The 15,452-nt window shown below is 75.8% G+C and carries 13 protein-coding genes and 1 pseudogene; 5 read left to right on the forward strand and 9 right to left on the reverse strand.

The window, feature by feature from the left end; all coding sequences use genetic code 11:
• From ACFWXO_RS27835 to ACFWXO_RS27860, 6 genes and pseudogenes are all read right to left on the reverse strand, one after another.
• Positions 1-772, reverse strand: a pseudogene (locus tag ACFWXO_RS27835) (hypothetical protein); the annotation flags it as partial.
• Positions 762-2,126 (reverse strand): hypothetical protein, encoded by a 1,365-nt coding sequence (locus tag ACFWXO_RS27840; RefSeq protein ID WP_380526870.1) that lies wholly within the window; start codon positions 2,124-2,126, stop codon positions 762-764. The pseudogene ACFWXO_RS27835 and the gene ACFWXO_RS27840, both read right to left, overlap by 11 nt.
• Positions 2,126-2,974, reverse strand: coding sequence for an SAF domain-containing protein (locus ACFWXO_RS27845; protein ID WP_380526872.1), 849 nt, complete (start codon positions 2,972-2,974; stop codon positions 2,126-2,128). Before ACFWXO_RS27845 ends, ACFWXO_RS27840 begins: the two co-directional genes overlap by 1 nt.
• A 65-nt stretch (positions 2,975-3,039) precedes the next feature.
• On the reverse strand, positions 3,040-3,978 hold the full coding sequence (locus tag ACFWXO_RS27850) for a hypothetical protein (RefSeq protein ID WP_375884943.1): 939 nt from the start codon (positions 3,976-3,978) through the stop codon (positions 3,040-3,042).
• Positions 3,972-4,451 (reverse strand): hypothetical protein, encoded by a 480-nt coding sequence (locus ACFWXO_RS27855; RefSeq protein WP_375884940.1) that lies wholly within the window; start codon positions 4,449-4,451, stop codon positions 3,972-3,974. Before ACFWXO_RS27855 ends, ACFWXO_RS27850 begins: the two co-directional genes overlap by 7 nt.
• A gap of 281 nt (positions 4,452-4,732) precedes the next feature.
• Complete coding sequence (locus tag ACFWXO_RS27860; RefSeq protein ID WP_375884939.1) at positions 4,733-5,584, reverse strand: hypothetical protein; 852 nt, start codon at positions 5,582-5,584, stop codon at positions 4,733-4,735.
• A 149-nt stretch (positions 5,585-5,733) separates the two neighbouring features.
• Here ACFWXO_RS27860 and ACFWXO_RS27865 point away from each other — a divergent pair, with 149 nt between their 5' ends.
• The 3 genes from ACFWXO_RS27865 to ACFWXO_RS27875 all read left to right on the forward strand — a co-directional run bounded on the left by ACFWXO_RS27865 (position 5,734) and on the right by ACFWXO_RS27875 (position 8,302).
• Positions 5,734-6,192 (forward strand): pyridoxamine 5'-phosphate oxidase family protein, encoded by a 459-nt coding sequence (locus ACFWXO_RS27865; protein ID WP_375884936.1) that lies wholly within the window; start codon positions 5,734-5,736, stop codon positions 6,190-6,192.
• A gap of 108 nt (positions 6,193-6,300) precedes the next feature.
• A complete protein-coding gene (locus ACFWXO_RS27870; protein ID WP_380404942.1) occupies positions 6,301-6,753 on the forward strand; it encodes a MaoC family dehydratase in 453 nt (150 codons plus the stop codon).
• A gap of 379 nt (positions 6,754-7,132) precedes the next feature.
• Entirely contained in the window at positions 7,133-8,302 is a 1,170-nt protein-coding gene (locus ACFWXO_RS27875) for an MBL fold metallo-hydrolase (protein ID WP_375885300.1), read from the forward strand.
• Positions 8,303-8,357: 55 nt separating this feature from the next.
• On the opposite strand, the gene ACFWXO_RS27880 is transcribed toward ACFWXO_RS27875, so the two are convergent.
• From ACFWXO_RS27880 to ACFWXO_RS27890, 3 genes are all read right to left on the reverse strand, one after another.
• Positions 8,358-9,305 carry a DUF389 domain-containing protein gene (locus ACFWXO_RS27880; RefSeq protein ID WP_380526875.1) on the reverse strand — a complete coding sequence of 316 codons (948 nt, stop codon included), beginning with the start codon at positions 9,303-9,305 and terminating at the stop codon, positions 8,358-8,360.
• A 142-nt stretch (positions 9,306-9,447) separates the two neighbouring features.
• On the reverse strand, positions 9,448-12,207 hold the full coding sequence (locus ACFWXO_RS27885) for a DUF6493 family protein (protein WP_380526877.1): 2,760 nt from the start codon (positions 12,205-12,207) through the stop codon (positions 9,448-9,450).
• Positions 12,208-12,230: 23 nt separating this feature from the next.
• Positions 12,231-13,586 (reverse strand): SWIM zinc finger family protein, encoded by a 1,356-nt coding sequence (locus ACFWXO_RS27890; protein ID WP_380526879.1) that lies wholly within the window; start codon positions 13,584-13,586, stop codon positions 12,231-12,233.
• A gap of 126 nt (positions 13,587-13,712) precedes the next feature.
• On the opposite strand from ACFWXO_RS27890, the gene ACFWXO_RS27895 reads away from it, so the two are divergent.
• A complete protein-coding gene (locus ACFWXO_RS27895; protein ID WP_380526881.1) occupies positions 13,713-14,624 on the forward strand; it encodes an acyl-CoA thioesterase in 912 nt (303 codons plus the stop codon).
• Positions 14,625-14,800: 176 nt separating this feature from the next.
• Entirely contained in the window at positions 14,801-15,451 is a 651-nt protein-coding gene (locus ACFWXO_RS27900; RefSeq protein WP_375884924.1) for a TetR/AcrR family transcriptional regulator, read from the forward strand.
• The last annotated feature ends 1 nt before the right edge of the window (position 15,452 follow it).

Consider the following 15,452-nt stretch of genomic DNA (forward strand, 5'->3'; position numbering starts at 1 on the left):
GGGGGGGGGGGGCCCACCCGCGCGCCCGCGCCGCCGCGCGCCCCCCCCCCCCCCCCCCCAGGGCGAGGGTGGGGCTGGCGGTGGACAGGCTGCGCTCGCCACCGCCGTGCTGGCGGGCCAGGTCCTGGAGCAGTTCGACGAGTTCGGCGTCGCTGTCGGCCACCGGCGGTACCTGGCGCAGGGGTTGGTGCACCTTGGAGACCCAGACGTCGTCGCAGCCGTTGACCAGGATGTTCTCGATCTCCGGGTCGTCCAGGTAGGGCTGCAGCCGGCCGGCCCGGAACAGCAGGTCGAAGACGGCCTCGGCGAGGGCGCGGTCCTGCTCCCGGGTGGGCGGGATGCCGTGGGTCTGGGCGTACGCGTCGGACCAGCGGGCGACCGCCTCCTCGATCAGCGCACGGCCGCGCTGCCGGCGGGTGGCCCGGTCCGGCTCGGCCCCGGAGGTGGTGGTCAACCGGGTGATCTGCTGGTGCAGTTCGGCCGCGACCTGGCGCTTGAGCTCGCGCGCGACCTGGGTGTCGACGGCCGGCCGGGTGGCGCTGCCGCGCACGTCCAGCGAGGGCAGCTGGGCGGGCACGGCGGTCGGCCCGGCGGCGGCGCCGCCGCCCGGGACGGCCGGCCCCTGGGTCGCGGACTGCGGCAGCCCGGGCTGGGGCGCGACGGGGCCCGGCCGGTACGCCTGCGGCGGCGGTGCGGCGGCCGGGACGGGCGCGGCCCAGGGCAGGGCGGCCGGGTCGGCCGTCGGGTGCTGGTGCAGGGGGCTACCGCGCACGGAGCACCTCCCCGGGGTCGTAGGGGTGGCGGTCGTCGGTCCGCCGGTCGGTCACGGTCGGCTGCTGGAGCTGGTAGGGGCCGTCCTCCTCGCCGGCCGGCCCGGCGGCCCCCTGGACGTGCGCCGGGAACGGCGCCGGGGCGGCCGGCTGCGGCGCCAGCCCGGCGAGCGGCGCGACCGGGCCGGTGACGATCACCGGCGGGGCGTACGAAGGCGGTTCCGCCTCACCGGGGACGGGCCCGGGGGCCGCCTGGCCGTACCCGGGCCGGCCGTGGCCGGACTGCGGGTGGGTGGGCTGCTGGTAGCCGGGCTGCGGGTGGCCGGGCTGGGCCTGCCCCTGGTACGTCCGGTCCGGGTACACCTGCTGCCCGTACCCGGTCTGCCCGTACGGGCTCGGCGCGGGCACCACAGGCGCGGGCATCACGGGCGTGGGCGGCACCGGCGCGGGCGGCACCGGCGTCGGCGCCACCGGCGCGGCCGGCCCGCCGGTCGCGGTACCGGTCGCCGCGGGCCCGCCCGGCGCCGCGCCCAGGGCGGGCGCCGGTGCGGCCGCCGGGCTCGCGGTGGGCGCGAGCCGCTGCCGCCGTCGGCGGACCAGCAGCTGCACCTCGTCCGCCGCCGACCGCGCCGTGCGCATCAGCTCCGAGCGGATGAACCGCCGGTCGGTGGTGTCCCCGCCGTCGGAGAGCACCCGGGCGGTGCGGGGGGCGTGCGGCAGCTCGCCGAGCACTGGCAGGCCGAACTCGCGGGAGACCTCGGCGCCCGAGTACGGCCCCTCGGAGACCAGCAGCAGTCCGAGCGCGTCCGTCCCGGTCCCGGCGGCGGCGAGGTCCTCGCCGAGCGCGGCGAGCCGCGGCCGGGCGGCGCTCAGCCCGCGCAGCGTGCTGCGGACCGTCACCGCCACCACGTCGGCCCGGCGGGCCAGCACCGCGCCGGCCCCGGTGGCGCCGGAGCGGCCGAGGTCGACGATGACGTCGTAGCCCTGCTGCTCGATGCCGTGCAGCAGTTCGGCGAGCGGCTCCCAGGTGTAGGTGAGGCCGGAGGCCTGGACCGGGTCGGTGAGGCCGGGCAGCAGCAGCCGCTCGGCGTCGCCCTCGGGCGAGAGGTCGATGAGCTGTTCCCAGATGGTCTGGGCGAGCAGTCCGCGCCGGTCGGCGACGGCCAGGTTGCGCAGCCCGTACACCGCCTCGACACGGCCCTCCAGGGCGCCGGCCAGCACCGCGCCGCCGTCCGGGTCGGCCTCGACCAGCAGGATCCGGCGGCCGGGCTGGAGCGGCCAGGCGAGCAGCAGTGCCAGGGCGGTGGTGGTCGCCCCGGGCGCGCCCGGGCCGCCGACCACCGCGATCACCGCCATCAGGCGCCACCCGCCCCGGCCGGGGTCGAGGGCCCGCCGCCGCCCGTGGGGGCCGCGCCTCCGGGGGGCGTCGTGCCCGAGGGTGCGGCGCCGGTGGGGGCCGCGCCGGAGGGGGCGGTCGAGGGTGAGGCCGGGGCGCCGCCGTCCGTGGCCGCGCGCGGGGCCAGCAGTACCTGGATCCGTCCGCCGGCCACCCACTGCGCCAGCCGCGGCCCGTCCGCCGTGCCGACCGCCACGTCGACCACCTGGCTGCCGTCGGTGTCCACCCGGCCGACGGTGATGACCGTCGCGGCCAGCGAGTCGGGCCGGCCGTTGTCGGGGGTGTTGACCACGACGATCTGCACCCCGGGCTGGAGCCGGCTGGCGGGCAGCTGGGTGCGCTTGGCCGACACCCCGACCACGATCTGCCCCGGCTGCACGGTCAGGCCCCGCGCGAGGTCCGAACCGGTCAGCATGGCACCGCGCTTGAGGTCGGTGGCGGCCCGCAGGCCGACCGCCCTGGCCCGGTCCTGGGCGGAGACCGGCCGCAGCGCCGGGTCGCCCGCGATCCGGGCCACCACCAGGTCGTCGTCGGTGATGACCTGCCCCCAGGGCACGTCCCGGGCGAGCGCCAGCACCGCGACCCGCTGACCGGTGCTGTTGTAGAGGACGGCGCCGCCGAGCCCGCCGGCCGCGATCAGCGCGACCGCCATGGCGAGCACCGCGGGGCGCCGGCGCCGGGCCCGCAGGGTGCGGCCGGGCGCGTGCGGCGTGGCCCGGCCCTGTTCCTGCTGCTCCGGTACCGCCACGGACACCGCGGCGCCCGCCGGCGTGCCGGACCCCGGCGTCGCGAATGTACGGTTCTCCACCGGGTTCCGCCCTTCCCTCGTTCGCTCTTCTGCTCGTCAGTGGCCGAACGGCCCTTGTGGTGCCGTCAGTTGAGGACCTGCACCTCGGCGACCTTGAGCGCGAGGTCCGCTCCGCGCGGCATGTCGATGTCGAAGGTCTTCGCCTGCGGCCCGGTGATCACCACATGGGCCCGCCAGTGCGCGGTCACGGTGCCGGTGAAGACACCGCCCTTGCGGGTGCCCGAGCCGGCCGCGAACTCGTAGCCGCAGTCGGGGGACTTCGCGTCCTTGTAGACGGGGTCGTACGGTGTCCCGGCCGTGGCGCAGTCCACCGTCATCCCCTGGCCGAAGTCCCAGGTCATGCCGTCCAGTTGCGCGGTGACGGTGACGGAGGCGCCCGGCACCGTGAGCGAACTCGGCTTGGGCGCCACCATTCCCTCGGCCCAGAGCCAGACCGGCGCCTTCACCACCGCGGTCTCCTTGGGCGCGAGGCCCGCCTTCGGCGCCGGGAAGACCATCCGGTCGGCGAGCAGCTTCGCCTGAACGGTCAGGTTGATCACCGGGGTCGCACCCGCCGCGTTGCTCACGAACTGGGTCTGCAGGCCGTCCTGCCCGCCGGCGGTCTGCGGGCAGACCTTGGAGTAGACCGTTCCCTCCGAGGGCTTGTGGCCCTCCCAGGCCTTGTCGCCCTCGGCCGGCTGCTGGTCCAGGGGCCGGAAGTAGCACCCGACGTCGCTGTTGAAGTAGCCGCGCTCCGGGTCGTAACAGGCCCACTGGGTGTCGTGGTAGCTGCACAACTGCGGCCCGCCGCCCCCGGTGTCGCCCCCGCCCTGCGAGGTTCCGGGCGTGCTGGTGCTGCTGCCGCCGGTGCCGGTGTGCGAGCAGATCACGTTCAGGGAACAGTTATCCGCCCCGGTGCCCGGTGGTTCGTCCGCCGTCGCCGTCACCGCCGAGGACAACAGCAGTCCGGCGGACAACGAAGCGACGACCGCGAACCGTCGGGCCGGTTTCCTTGCGTTCAGCATGTCCGGTCCACCTCCCGCTTGAAGTCGTAGATCAGCCAGTGCGCTTGGAACCATCGCAGGGACGCGGTCGCGGCATAGCGGTTCAGTCGGCCGACCGGATCCTTCGCGGTACGGGTGACGGCATCGACGCTGTGCCAGTCCGAGAGGTCGACGCAGTCCTCGATCACGGCGGTCTGCGGATCGGCATTCAGGTCGACGGCCTTCACCACCGCCGAATTCCGCGGCATTCCGGTCATCACCAGTTTGGCGTCGTGGAGTTGACGGAGGTCGACCAGGGCGTCGGACAGGGCCCGACCGGAGGAGTACGCCTCGAGCGCGGAACCGTCCGAATCCGTACGCCCGTAGGCCGTGGCCTGCGCCTGCCACCAGTCCTGATACGTCCTCAGGGCCAGCCGCCCCCGGGCCCCTTCCGGCCCGTCGGTCGGCGCGATCGCGCCGTTTGCCGGACCACCCGAAGGAGTTAACGGGTTCACTCCCGCAACCGTGGGCACGGGCGACCCGAGACGATCCACGGAACCACCGCCACCACCACTCGCACAAGCGCCGAGCAGCAACACCAGAACCGCCCCGCCAGTCCCGATCGCCCCAGGGCGCAACACATTTCCGCGCTGCCGCATCGCCCCACCTCGTCGCGACCGAGCCGATCCGTGATCAACGGTCGCCAGGAGAATTCCGAAGACCCGCCGATGTTTCCACTGGGGATCGATTCTTCGCCAACCCACCCCATCACGGCAACACCTCAGGCCCCCTGACCTTACGCGGAAGGCGGTTCCGTCGGGGCACTTTCCCGCCACAGAACGGCCAACAGTTCTTCGGAAAGCGACAATCCGGCCAATGCGCCCCGAACAGCGGCCCGATTGCGCATCAACAGGCGCCCGCCGTGCGGCGGAACGAGCAGGCGCGCGCCCGGCGTACCCGGACCGCCGGACGGATCGCCCCCGTCCAGCAGTCCGGCCACGGCGGGCTGGAGGTCCAGCGGGGCGACCGCCGCCGGGGCGCCCGGGACGCCGTGGTGCAGGACGGTGGTGAGCGCCCGGCTGAACGAGCCCTCCTCGCCCGGCAGTACGGCGTCCCGGCCGCGTCTGCCCGGGGCGTAGCGGCCGATCCGGCCCCACAGCGGGACCCGGGAGTAGCTGAGCAGTTCGCCCGCGCTGTCCTCGCCGGGCCGTTCCAGCGCCGTCCAGGTGTCCCGGTCGGCCACCGCGTCGACCAGCAGCAGGGCCTCCTCCTGGTCCCCGTGCACCATCGCGCTGACCACCCAGTCCCAGGCCAGGCCGCGCCGGTAGGCGTTGCCGGGGGTGCTGCCGCCGGTGACCAGGGCGAGCCGGCGCCCGCGCGGGTCGGCCACCAACTGGCCGACCAGGCAGACCACCAGCCAGCGGCCGGGGCGCCGGGCCGCGTCCCGGACGGCCGTGAGCATCGCGTTGGCGTCCGCGTCCGGCGCCACGGCCGTCACCCGGCAGCCCGCGGCGCCGGTGTCGAAGCACATCCCGGGCAGCACCTCGGCCAACAGCCGGGCGCCCGCCGGGGCGTGCGCCGACCCGCCGTAGGCCCGCTCGGGCCCGCCGTCCGCCCCGATCACCACCAGATCGACCCCGCCGGCCATCCGTCCGCCCCCTCCTGCGCCCGCCCCTCCACCGATCCCGACGCGGGGCAGGCTACCGCTCCGGCCGGGCGCCGACGGGGCTCCCGGCCCGTCCGCTCAGGGACCATGGGCCCTATCGACGCCCGCGCCGACCGAGGACGATCGGACGCATGGAGCGTGAGGACCGAGTGCAGACCCTGAGCGAGGCCGAGTGCCTACGGCTGCTCAGCACCGTGCCCGTCGGGCGCGTGGTGTACACCGAGCACGCGCTGCCGGCCGTCCTGCCGGTCTCCTTCGAGGTCCTGGACGGGCGGCTGGTGCTCGCCGTGCGCCGGGGAAGTGCCACCGCGCGCGGGCTCGACGGCACGGTGGTGGCCTTCCAGGCGGACCTGCTGGACCCGGTGACCCGCACCGGGTGGAGCGTGCTGGTGCACGGCCGGGCCGACGCCGTCAGCGAGCCCGAGCAGGTGCGCCGGGTGCTGCGCTCCGGGCTGCGGCCGTGGGTGGGGGACCCGGAGCCGCTGTTCATCGCCCTGGTGCCGGAACTGGTGAGCGGCCGCCGGCTGTTCCCGACCGGGCAGGGCTCGCTCGGGCAGGGCTCGCTCGGCCGACCGCTGCTGCGGCCCTGAGCTCGGGTTTCGCACTCCGCTCCTGACAGGTACCGGCGGGTAGGCATACGCTTCCGGCGTCCTGCCCCCGTGACCCCTCCCCAGGGCCGTCCCCTCCAGGAGCGCACCGTGACGACCTTCGCCTCCCTCGCCGAGCTGACCGCCGCCGTCGGCACCGAGCTGGGCACCAGCGAGTGGCACACCATCGACCAGCGGAAGATCGACCTGTTCGCCGAGGCGACCGGCGACCACCAGTGGATCCACGTCGACCCGGAGCGGGCGAAGGAGAGCCGGTTCGGCTCGACCATCGCGCACGGCTACCTGACCCAGTCGATGATCCCGGTGCTGGCCAAGGAGTGCTACGGCGTCGAGGGCGTGCGGATGGCGCTGAACTACGGCTCGGACAAGGTGCGCTTCCCGGCCCCGGTGCCGGTCGGCACCGCGATCCGGGCCACCGCCGAGCTGCTCTCGGCCACCGAGGTGCCGGGCGGGGTCCAGGCGGTGGTGCGCTTCACCATCACCAGCGAGCAGAGCGACAAGCCGCACTGCGTCGCGGAGGCGATCACCCGCTTCTACGCGTAGCGGCGGGCCGGCGACGGGCGCGCGGCCCGGACGCCGGGCACCCGCACCGCGCGGGGGCCGGGCTCGGCGCCGGCGGCGCGTGCCGGGTACGCCGATTGGACCGCGCCGGGCTCTTCGCCGGGTCCGAACGGCCCACGGCGAGTAACGTCCGACGAGATGGTTGTCGTACCCCAGTGGCCCCACGGCCCCCGGGGTACGCGCCCCGGCCTGCCCGGTAGCCGTGACCGTCCCAGGAGGAGCCGTGCCCCGCCCCGTCCCGTGGTTCTCCCGTCTCGCCGGTCTGACGTCACAGCTCGCACCGCCGCCCAGCGCACCGGACGCCGACCGGGCCGCGCTCGGCTGCGGCGCCCCGGAGCGCGCACTCCCCGGCCTCGCCGGACTGCCCCGCGCCGCCTGGCACCGGGTCCGCACCGACGCCTTCGGGGCCGACCCCCGGGGCGAGCGGCTGGCCCGGATCCGCCGCTCGCCGCAGTTCTCCGACGGCGCCTTCCGCAACCCGGTGCCCACCCGCCGCCTGGTCTACGAGCGCAGCCCGCTGGAGATCACCCTCGCCCAGCTGAGCGGGGACAAGACCCGCCGGGCGCCGTCCGCCGCGGTGCCGGTGCACCGGCTGCTCCCGGTCGACCTCGCCGCCCCACCCGCCTCCGGACTGCGGCTCACCTGGCTGGGGCACGCCACCGTGCTCGCCGAGATCGGCGGGCGGCGCGTCCTGATCGACCCGGTCTGGGGCGAGCGCTGCTCCCCCTTCGGCTGGACCGGCCCCAAGCGGCTGCACCCGGTACCGCTGCCGCTGTCCGAACTCGGGCCGGTGGACGTGGTGGTGATCTCGCACGACCACTACGACCACCTCGACATGCGCACCGTGAAGGCCCTGATCGGCAGCGGCGCGGTGTTCGCCGTACCGCTCGGGGTCGGGGCGCACCTGGAGCACTGGGGCGTGCCGGCCGGGCGGATCGTCGAGCTGGACTGGTGGGAGTCGGCCGAGGTCGCCGGACTGACCCTGACCGCCACGCCCGCCCGGCACTACTGCAGCCGGGGTCCGCGCACCAGCGCGCTGTTCCTCTGGGCGTCCTGGGTGGTCGCGGGCGGCGGGCACCGGATCTTCCACAGCGGGGACACCGGCTACTTCCCCGGCTTCGCGGAGATCGGCCGCCGGCTCGGCCCGTTCGACGCCACGATGATGCAGGTCGGGGCGTACAGCGAGTTCTGGCCCGAGGTGCACATGACCCCGGAGGAGGGCGTCCGGGCGCACCTGGACCTGGGCGGCGAGCTGCTGCTGCCGATCCACTGGTGCACCTTCAACCTGGCGATCCACCCCTGGGAGGAGCCCGCCGAGCGCGTGGTCACCGCCGCCCAGGCGCTCGGCGCCCACCTGGCGGTCCCCCGCCCCGGCAAGCCCTTCGAGCCCGCCGACCCGCCGGCCCTGCGGCTGTGGTGGCGCGCCGTCGCGGCCAGGCCGCGCGGCATCGAGCCGCTGGTCGCGGAGCGGACGGAGGTGCGGGAACAGGCGACGGGTTTCAGCGAACAGATTTCAAACTCTGTCATCTGAAATCTGTTCGCTGAAATCTGTCATCTGTTATCTGTTCGCTGTTATCTGTTCGCCGTCAGCTGTTCGACGCCGTCCCCCGGCGGCGCCGGATCACCGCCCAGCCCGCCTCCTGCACCACCAGGGTGAGCACCCCGGCCAGCACGATCCCCAGCAGGTTCAGCAGCAACTGCACGCTGGATCCCCAGAATTGGTCGACCTTGCCGTACCCGAGCGCGACCGCCGCATTGGCCGCGGCGGGCACGGTGGTGACCGAGATCGCGACGCCCACCAGGGTGCCGGCCTTCGCCGAGGTCAGCGAGAGCAGCCCGGCGACGCCCGCCAGGAAGGCGACCACGAAGGAGGTCGCGTCGGGCTGCCAGATGAACGAGGTGTTCGGACGCGCGGCGTCGAACCGCTCCTCCGAGAAGAGCCCCAGCGCGTCCATCAGCAGTCCGAAGCAGACCGTCAGCGCCATCGCCACCAGGAAGCCCGTGACCAGGGCGTTCAGCGAGCGCAGCGCCGGGCGCGCGCGGCGCTGGACGATCGCCACGCAGAGCCCGGCCAGCGGCCCGAACTCCGGGCCGACCGCCATCGCGCCGACGACCAGGATGGCGCTGTCCAGCACCGAGCCGCAGGCCGCCAGCATGGTGGCGACGGTGAGGAAGGCCAGGAACACCCAGGTGAGGGTGGACTCCTCGTGGGTGATCTCGGAGACCGATTCCCACACCAGCGCGTCGGCCCCCTCCCCCGGGGCGAGCCGCTCGGCCTCGTCGGCCGCCGCCGAGAGGCTCAGGTCGAGCGCCGAGACGTCGATCGCCCCGCGCTCGACCAGGCCCGTCCCGCGCAGTGCGCCCAGCACCTCGTCCAGCGCCTCCCGGGCCACGTCGCAGAGCACCACGTCCCCGGCGGGCCGGACGGCCGCGTCCGGCAGGACCACCACGTGGGTGACCCCGACGGAGTCGTCCAGGCAGCCGAGCACCGGCTCGCGCAGGTCGGGCGGGACGATCAGGCGAAGGTGCAGCACGGGCTCTCCGGTACGTAGCGGACGGATCGGAAATCCCGCCCACCCTAGAACCTGACGCCCCGCCCGCCCTCGCGGCCCGCTCTCTCGGCCCGCTCTCTCGGCCCGTCCCTCGCGGCCCGTCCCGCCGACACATGAGCCCCGCTCAGCCCGCGAGGACGTCCCGCAGCGCCCGGGCCTCCTTCACCACCCGGCTCGACCCACCCTGCTCCGCCGCCGCCGTCACCTCGGCCACCGCGCCCCGCGCCCCGCCCCGCCGGGCGCAGTCCGCGGCGAGCGCGAGCAGGTCCCCGAGCCCGCGGACGGTCGGCCCGGACGTGCCGAGCAGCTCGGGCAACGCGGCCCGCAGCACCGTCCACACCGTCCGGTGCGCGCCGGTCTCCGCCGCCTGGCCGAGCACCGCCACCAGCCGGGTCGGCTTGACCGCCCCGAGCGGGACCAGTTCGCCCAGCTCGCGCCCGAGCAGCCCGCCGTCGAGCTCCCCGCGCGCGGCGAGCACCAGCAGCGCGTCGAGGGCGCCGGTCCGGTCCTCGGCGTGCCGGGCGCCCAGCCCGTACGCGAGCGCCAGGTGCAGCGCGAGTCCGGCGGGGCCGCCGGACTCGGCGAGCAGCGGGAGGTGGCGCGCGGCCCCGCGCTCGTCCCGGTCGGCGCCCGCGGCGAACTGGTCGAGCCAGCGGGCGGCCAGCTCCTCCCGGTGGTGGGGCAGGACCGCCACCCAGTGCGGGACCGGCCGCCAGACCCACTCCTCGACGGCGCGGGCCCGGGAGACGCTGGGCCCGGTCGGGTCGAGCAGCTTGCGGAACTCCGGGGCGAGCCGCTCGCCGGCCGGCCCCGTCGGCCCGGAGCCGGTGCCCGGCTGGGCGACGACGATCCGCTCGATCTCCTCCCACCAGCGGTCCAGGTAGGTCCGCCGGCTCCGCACGCCCCGGCCGGGCGCGAAGAGCACCCGTTCGGAGGGCTGTCCGGGCAGGCCGCCGGTGCGCAGCCAGTGCGCCAGCCACCGCCCGGCGGGCGAGGTGAGCGCCTCGGCGGCGGCCAGCACCTCGGGCTCGGCGGTCGGCCGGACCCTGAGCAGGGCCGCGCACAGGTCGGCCTGGCCGGGGGTGATGCGCGCCGCCTGGTACCCGGCGAGGCGTTCGACCAGCGCCGCCGGTTCGATCGCCCCGGTGGTGTCGGTCGGGACGGCGAGCAGGTAGGGCGGGCGGTTGGCGGTCACCTGCCAGGCGGCCTCCTCCAGCCGGGCGGCGAGGACGGTGCCGTGCGGGCTGGTGCGGGGGCCGCGCAGCGGGGTGCGTCCGCTGCCGGTGAGGGCGTCCCAGAGCCGGCGTGACGGCGTCTCGCCCGCCAGCGCGGCCACCACGTAGGAGATGTCCCGGGGCGTGCAGTCGGCCCAGTGGCCGGCGCCCTGCCAGGGGTGCGTCCGGCGGACGGGTTCCAGTGCCGCGAGGAGCGCGGCCCGGTCCAGGTGGGCCTGCCGGACCAGTCCGTCCAGCACCCGTTCGAAGGCGGCGACCTCGGGCTCCCGGGCCGCGAGCAGCGCGGAGAGCTCCTCGGCCAGCTCGGCCGCCGAGCCGATCGGTGCCCCGAGCGGGCGCGGCCCGGGCACCGGCGGCAGGATCTCCTCCGATCCGCCCGCCGGGTCGTCGCCGCCACCGCCACCGCCACCGACCGGGGCGCCGAACAGTTCCCCGGCCCGGGCGTGGTGGGCGGGGTGGAGCAGTTCGGCGGCGCCGCGCAGCTCTGGCAGCACGGCCGTGCCCGCCGCGGCGAGGTGACGGGCCACCACGTTCAGCGCCCGCTCCTGGACGCCGGGGTCCGGGTGGCCGAAGGCTCCGGCTGCCGCGAGCACCACCGGCCCAGAGCGGTCGGGCGCGCGCCGGGCGGCCTTCTCCAGCCAGGCCAGTTGGGCCCTGACCAGCTTCTTCTCGGTCCGGAACAGCACCACCGCGGAGGCCTCGGTGAGCGTCTCCGGCTCGATCAGCCCGGCCTCGTCCAGTCCGGCGAGCACCTCCTGGGCGTGGCCGGCGATCACCGACAGCCCGTCCAGCAGCGCCAGGACGTCCCGTACCCTGGCCGCGTACTCCTCGGGTGTCGGGTCGAGCGCGCGCAGCAGTTCCAGGAAGGCCCGCTGGTCGGCGGCCTTGCCGCCGCGCAGCAGCCGGGCCAGGCAGCGGTCGAGCAGTTCGACCCGGTCCACCAGCCCGGTCGCGGCCAGGTCGGCGATCGCCTCGGTCCAGACGTCCCCGCGGCGGGGGCTGTGCCGGCGGGTCAACGTGCCACCGATGTCGGCGAGTTCGAGGATCCGGGGCAGTAGGACGGGCATCAGGGCGTCGGCCCGCAGCCGCTCGACCAACGGCGGCCGGGGGCCGTACTCGGTGGACAGGGCGCCGAACCAGCCCCGGACGAAGGGCTCGCTCACCGGCACGGCGCAGCCGGTGCGCCGGACGATCGCCTCGACCAGCGGGTGCATCGACCAGCCCCAGGAGCGCACCGGCCGCTGGGCGAGCCGGGTGGCCACCTCGATCTGCCACTCCTGCGGCTGGGACTCGACGACCACGTGCAGGGCCGGGTGCCGGGCCCAGTCGCGGCTGCCGAAGTCGGTGCCGGCGAGCCAGGTGGCGGCGCCCGCCGGGCCGGGGTGGCAGCCGGCTCCGGCGATCAGCAGGGCGCCCCGGGTGTCCGTCCCGGACTGCGACCAGTCGTCGCGCAGCTCCTTGCGCAGCTCCCTGAGCGCGGCCAGGCACTCCCGCCGCTGGACCTTGTCCAGCTCGGCCAGCAGTTCCGGGACGGCTTCGACGAACCCGACCCGGACGGCCGCGAGCAGTTCCCCGACCGGCCCCGCGGTCCGCTCCACGATCTCCGCCTCCGCCTTCGCCATCTTCGCCACCTTCACCGCTCTGTCCACCCTTTCCGCCTTCTCCCCCGTGCTCATGCCCCGGCCTCGCGCACCATGCCGACCGCCAGCGCGTGCTTGCACGGCCCGCGCCCGCCGCGGTACTTGGCCCACCACAGGCAGGTGCAGCTCACCCGCCCCGACGCGTCCGTCCGCACCCGCTGGAGGTGGTCGTCCACCGTGACGACGGCCGTTGCCCCGTCGCCTTCCAGCCGCACCGCACCCGCCGCGACCAGCGCCCGGGCGGCCCGCAGCCGGGGGTTGGCGGCCTCGGCGCGCCCGGCGTCGTACGGGAGCCGCCGGTGGAAGTGGGCGGCCTCGGCGGTGTCGTAGCCGATCTGCCCGGCGGTGCCGAGCCGGGTGAGCGCGGCGCGGACCCGCTCGACGCTCAGCCCGGACTGCTCGGCCAGCTCGGCGACCTCGATCCGGGGCTCCCAGGCGAGCAGTACCGCGATCAGCTCGGCGTCCTGCTCGACCGTGCCGGTGGCGAGCGCGTCGAGTACGCCGCCCTCGCCGGAGAAGCCGCGCGAGGCGTCCGGCGAGAGGGTGAGGGTCAGCCGCATGCCGGGCAGCACGACCTCCCAGGCGCAGGCCGTCGGGGCCGGGCCGGCGACCGGCCCGTACACCCGCAGGCCGAGCGCGTGCCGCAGCACGCGCTGCAGGGCGACCAGCCGCTCGGGCCCGGGCAGGCAGACGGCGCCGGGCACCGGACGGGTGGTGGGCCGCAGGGTGCGCCCGGCCGGGACGACCCAGCCGACGCCGCCGCGGCCGCCGCGCGGCAGCGAGCGCAGGAAGCGCACGGCCTCGGCGGCGCCGAGTTCGGCGCGCAGGTCGAAGCCGGCGGCGACCACCTGGGTCTCGGCGAAGCCGCGCAGCCAGCGCTCCGGCAGCGGCACCTTCCGCTCGACCAGCGGGCCGTCGAGGCCGGTGACCTCCAGGGCGTCCGGCCCGACCGCGAGGTGCAGCGGCTCGGCCGGGCCGATCCTGGTCAGCGCCTCCCGCAGCGGGTCGTTGACGTCCACGTTGGTGGTGCCGTGGCCGATCTCGCCGCCGTCCAGCCCCGCCCCGAGCACGTCGAGCCGGGCGTACACGCCGCAGCAGCCGGAGAAGGACTCGAAGCGCAGCCGGTCCCCGTTCGCGGTGACCACCGGGTCGAGCGAGGCCCGCAGCCGCGGCTGGTGGTAGCGGGCGGCGGCGACGTCCGCGACGGCGAGCAGTGCGGCGGCGGCCGGGGCCGGCTCGGCCAGGAAGCCCGCGAAGAAGCGCGGGTTGGCGGCCGCGCCGAGCGGGGTGGCGCCGCCGGAGGTGGCCAGGTCCAGGCTCCGGCCGGCGGCGCCGTCCAGGACGGCCGACGGGCGCAGGTAGGCGTACGCCTGTGCGGATTGCGTCATGGGCAGCACGCTAGGTGACCGGTCCGACATCCCCTCGCCCGGTCGGCGTAGTGAAACACGTTCTACCCGGGGTCCGCGTTACCCAGGTCACACCACCGCACGGTTGGCTTCTGCCACTATGGGCCGGTGACCGACCTGACAGAACAGCAGAGACCGACCGAGCAGGCGCCCGCCCCGGCCACCCCGTTCGCCGCCCTGCTGGAAATCGAGCAGCTGAACGAGAACACGTTCCGGGGCCACTGCCACGCCGGCGCCCCGATGCGCGCCTTCGGCGGCCACGTCGCCGCCCAGGCCCTCGCCGCCGCCGGACGCACCTGCGCTCCGAAGCGCGCGGTGCACTCCCTGCACGGCTACTTCCTGCTGCCCGGCGACCCGACCCGGCCGATCGAGTACCAGGTCGACCGGCTGCGCGAGGGCTTCACCTACACCACCCGCCGGGTCCGGGCGCTGCAGGACCGGAAGGAGATCTTCAACCTCACCGCCTCCTTCAAGCTCCCCGAGCCGGCCGCCGGCGACCGCCAGCGCGAGGTGCCCCCGCTGCCCGACCCGGAGACCCTGCCGGACGCCTTCTCGCACTGGGACGAGGAGCTGCGCACCGCGATCAAGGCCTCCGACGGCTTCCGCGACCTCGAACTGCGCTTCGTGCCGCCGGACGCCCCGGGCCTGCCGCCGGCCGTCCCCGGCATGCCCCAGCAGTTCGTCTGGCTGCGCATCGCCACCCGCCTGCCGGACACCGACCCGCTGCTGCACACCTGCGCGCTCACCTACCTGTCCGACCTCACCCTGGCCTCCACCGCCGGGCTGCACGAGCAGGCGAACTTCTTCCAGCGCATCGAGCCGCCCCGGCTGCTGATGACCTCGCTGGACCACGCGATGTGGTTCCACCGCCCCTTCCGGGCCGACGAGTGGCTGCTCTTCGCCCAGCGCAGCCCCTCCGCCTCGGACGGCCGCGGCCTGTCGCTCGGCGAGTTCTACGACCGGGACGGCCGGCTGGTGGCCTCCGCCACCCAGGAGGCGCTGATCCGCCGGATGCCGTGAACCGGGCGGCTCCCGGAGGCCGCCGGGAGCCGCGCGAGAGGCACCCGGAAGGCCTCCGGACACCCCCGCCCGCCGACCGGACGAAGCCCGGACGAAGCCCGGTGGACGGCGGGCGAACGGAAGGGGGCCGGTCGGCGTCATACTCCTGAGCGGCCCCGGCCCGTATCATGGTGCGGGTGACCAAGGTTGACCTGTCACCACGGCCGGTGGAGGCGATGTCTCCGCGTCAGCTCGAACGCCGCGAAAGCCTGATCGCGGCCGCGCTCGCCCTGGTGAACGAGATCGGCGTCGAGCGGCTGCAGATGAAGCAGGTCTGCGAGCGGTCCGGAGTCGCCCTGGGGACGGCGTACCGCTACTTCTCCTCCAAGGACCACCTCCTGGCGGCGGCGATCGCCGAGTGGCACCGGCTGCTGCTGGCGGACCTGGTGGCCGAGCTGCGCGGACCGCGCGCCGGGCTGGGGGCCACCGACCGGGCGGTCCGGTTCGTCCGGGGCGGGATGCGGGCCTACCAGCGCCAGCCCGAGCTGGCCCGGTTGCGGGTCGCCGTCGCCGCCTCCACCGATCCCTTCGCCAGCGAGGCCCTGCAAGGCATGGCCCGGGCCGACAGCACCGCGCTCCAGGTGGTGACGGCCGAGGTGCCGGCGGCGGCCAGCGACCTGGTGCGCCACATCGTGGCGCACGCCTGGCAGGGGGAACTGACGGCCTGGGTGACCGGCCGCACCACCCTCGGGGACGCCAGACGGCGGCTGGAGGACGTGGTGCGCCTCGTGCTGACCCCGTACGAGACCCCCTACCCGGCCCCGTACGAGGTCCAGTCCACCGGCTGAG

Source organism: Kitasatospora sp. NPDC059088 (genome assembly GCF_042738155.1).
Lineage (GTDB): Bacteria > Actinomycetota > Actinomycetes > Streptomycetales > Streptomycetaceae > Kitasatospora.

Bases quoted from the DNA above. Each gene is read 5' to 3' on its own strand.
- ACFWXO_RS27865 (WP_375884936.1), top strand. From the start codon at position 5,734: ATGGAGCGTGAGGACCGAGTGCAGACCCTGAGCGAGGCCGAGTGCCTA.
- ACFWXO_RS27860 (WP_375884939.1), bottom strand. From the start codon at position 5,584: ATGGCCGGCGGGGTCGATCTGGTGGTGATCGGGGCGGACGGCGGGCCC.
- ACFWXO_RS27840 (WP_380526870.1), bottom strand. From the start codon at position 2,126: ATGGCGGTGATCGCGGTGGTCGGCGGCCCGGGCGCGCCCGGGGCGACC.
- ACFWXO_RS27890 (WP_380526879.1), bottom strand. From the start codon at position 13,586: ATGACGCAATCCGCACAGGCGTACGCCTACCTGCGCCCGTCGGCCGTC.
- ACFWXO_RS27850 (WP_375884943.1), bottom strand. From the start codon at position 3,978: ATGCTGAACGCAAGGAAACCGGCCCGACGGTTCGCGGTCGTCGCTTCG.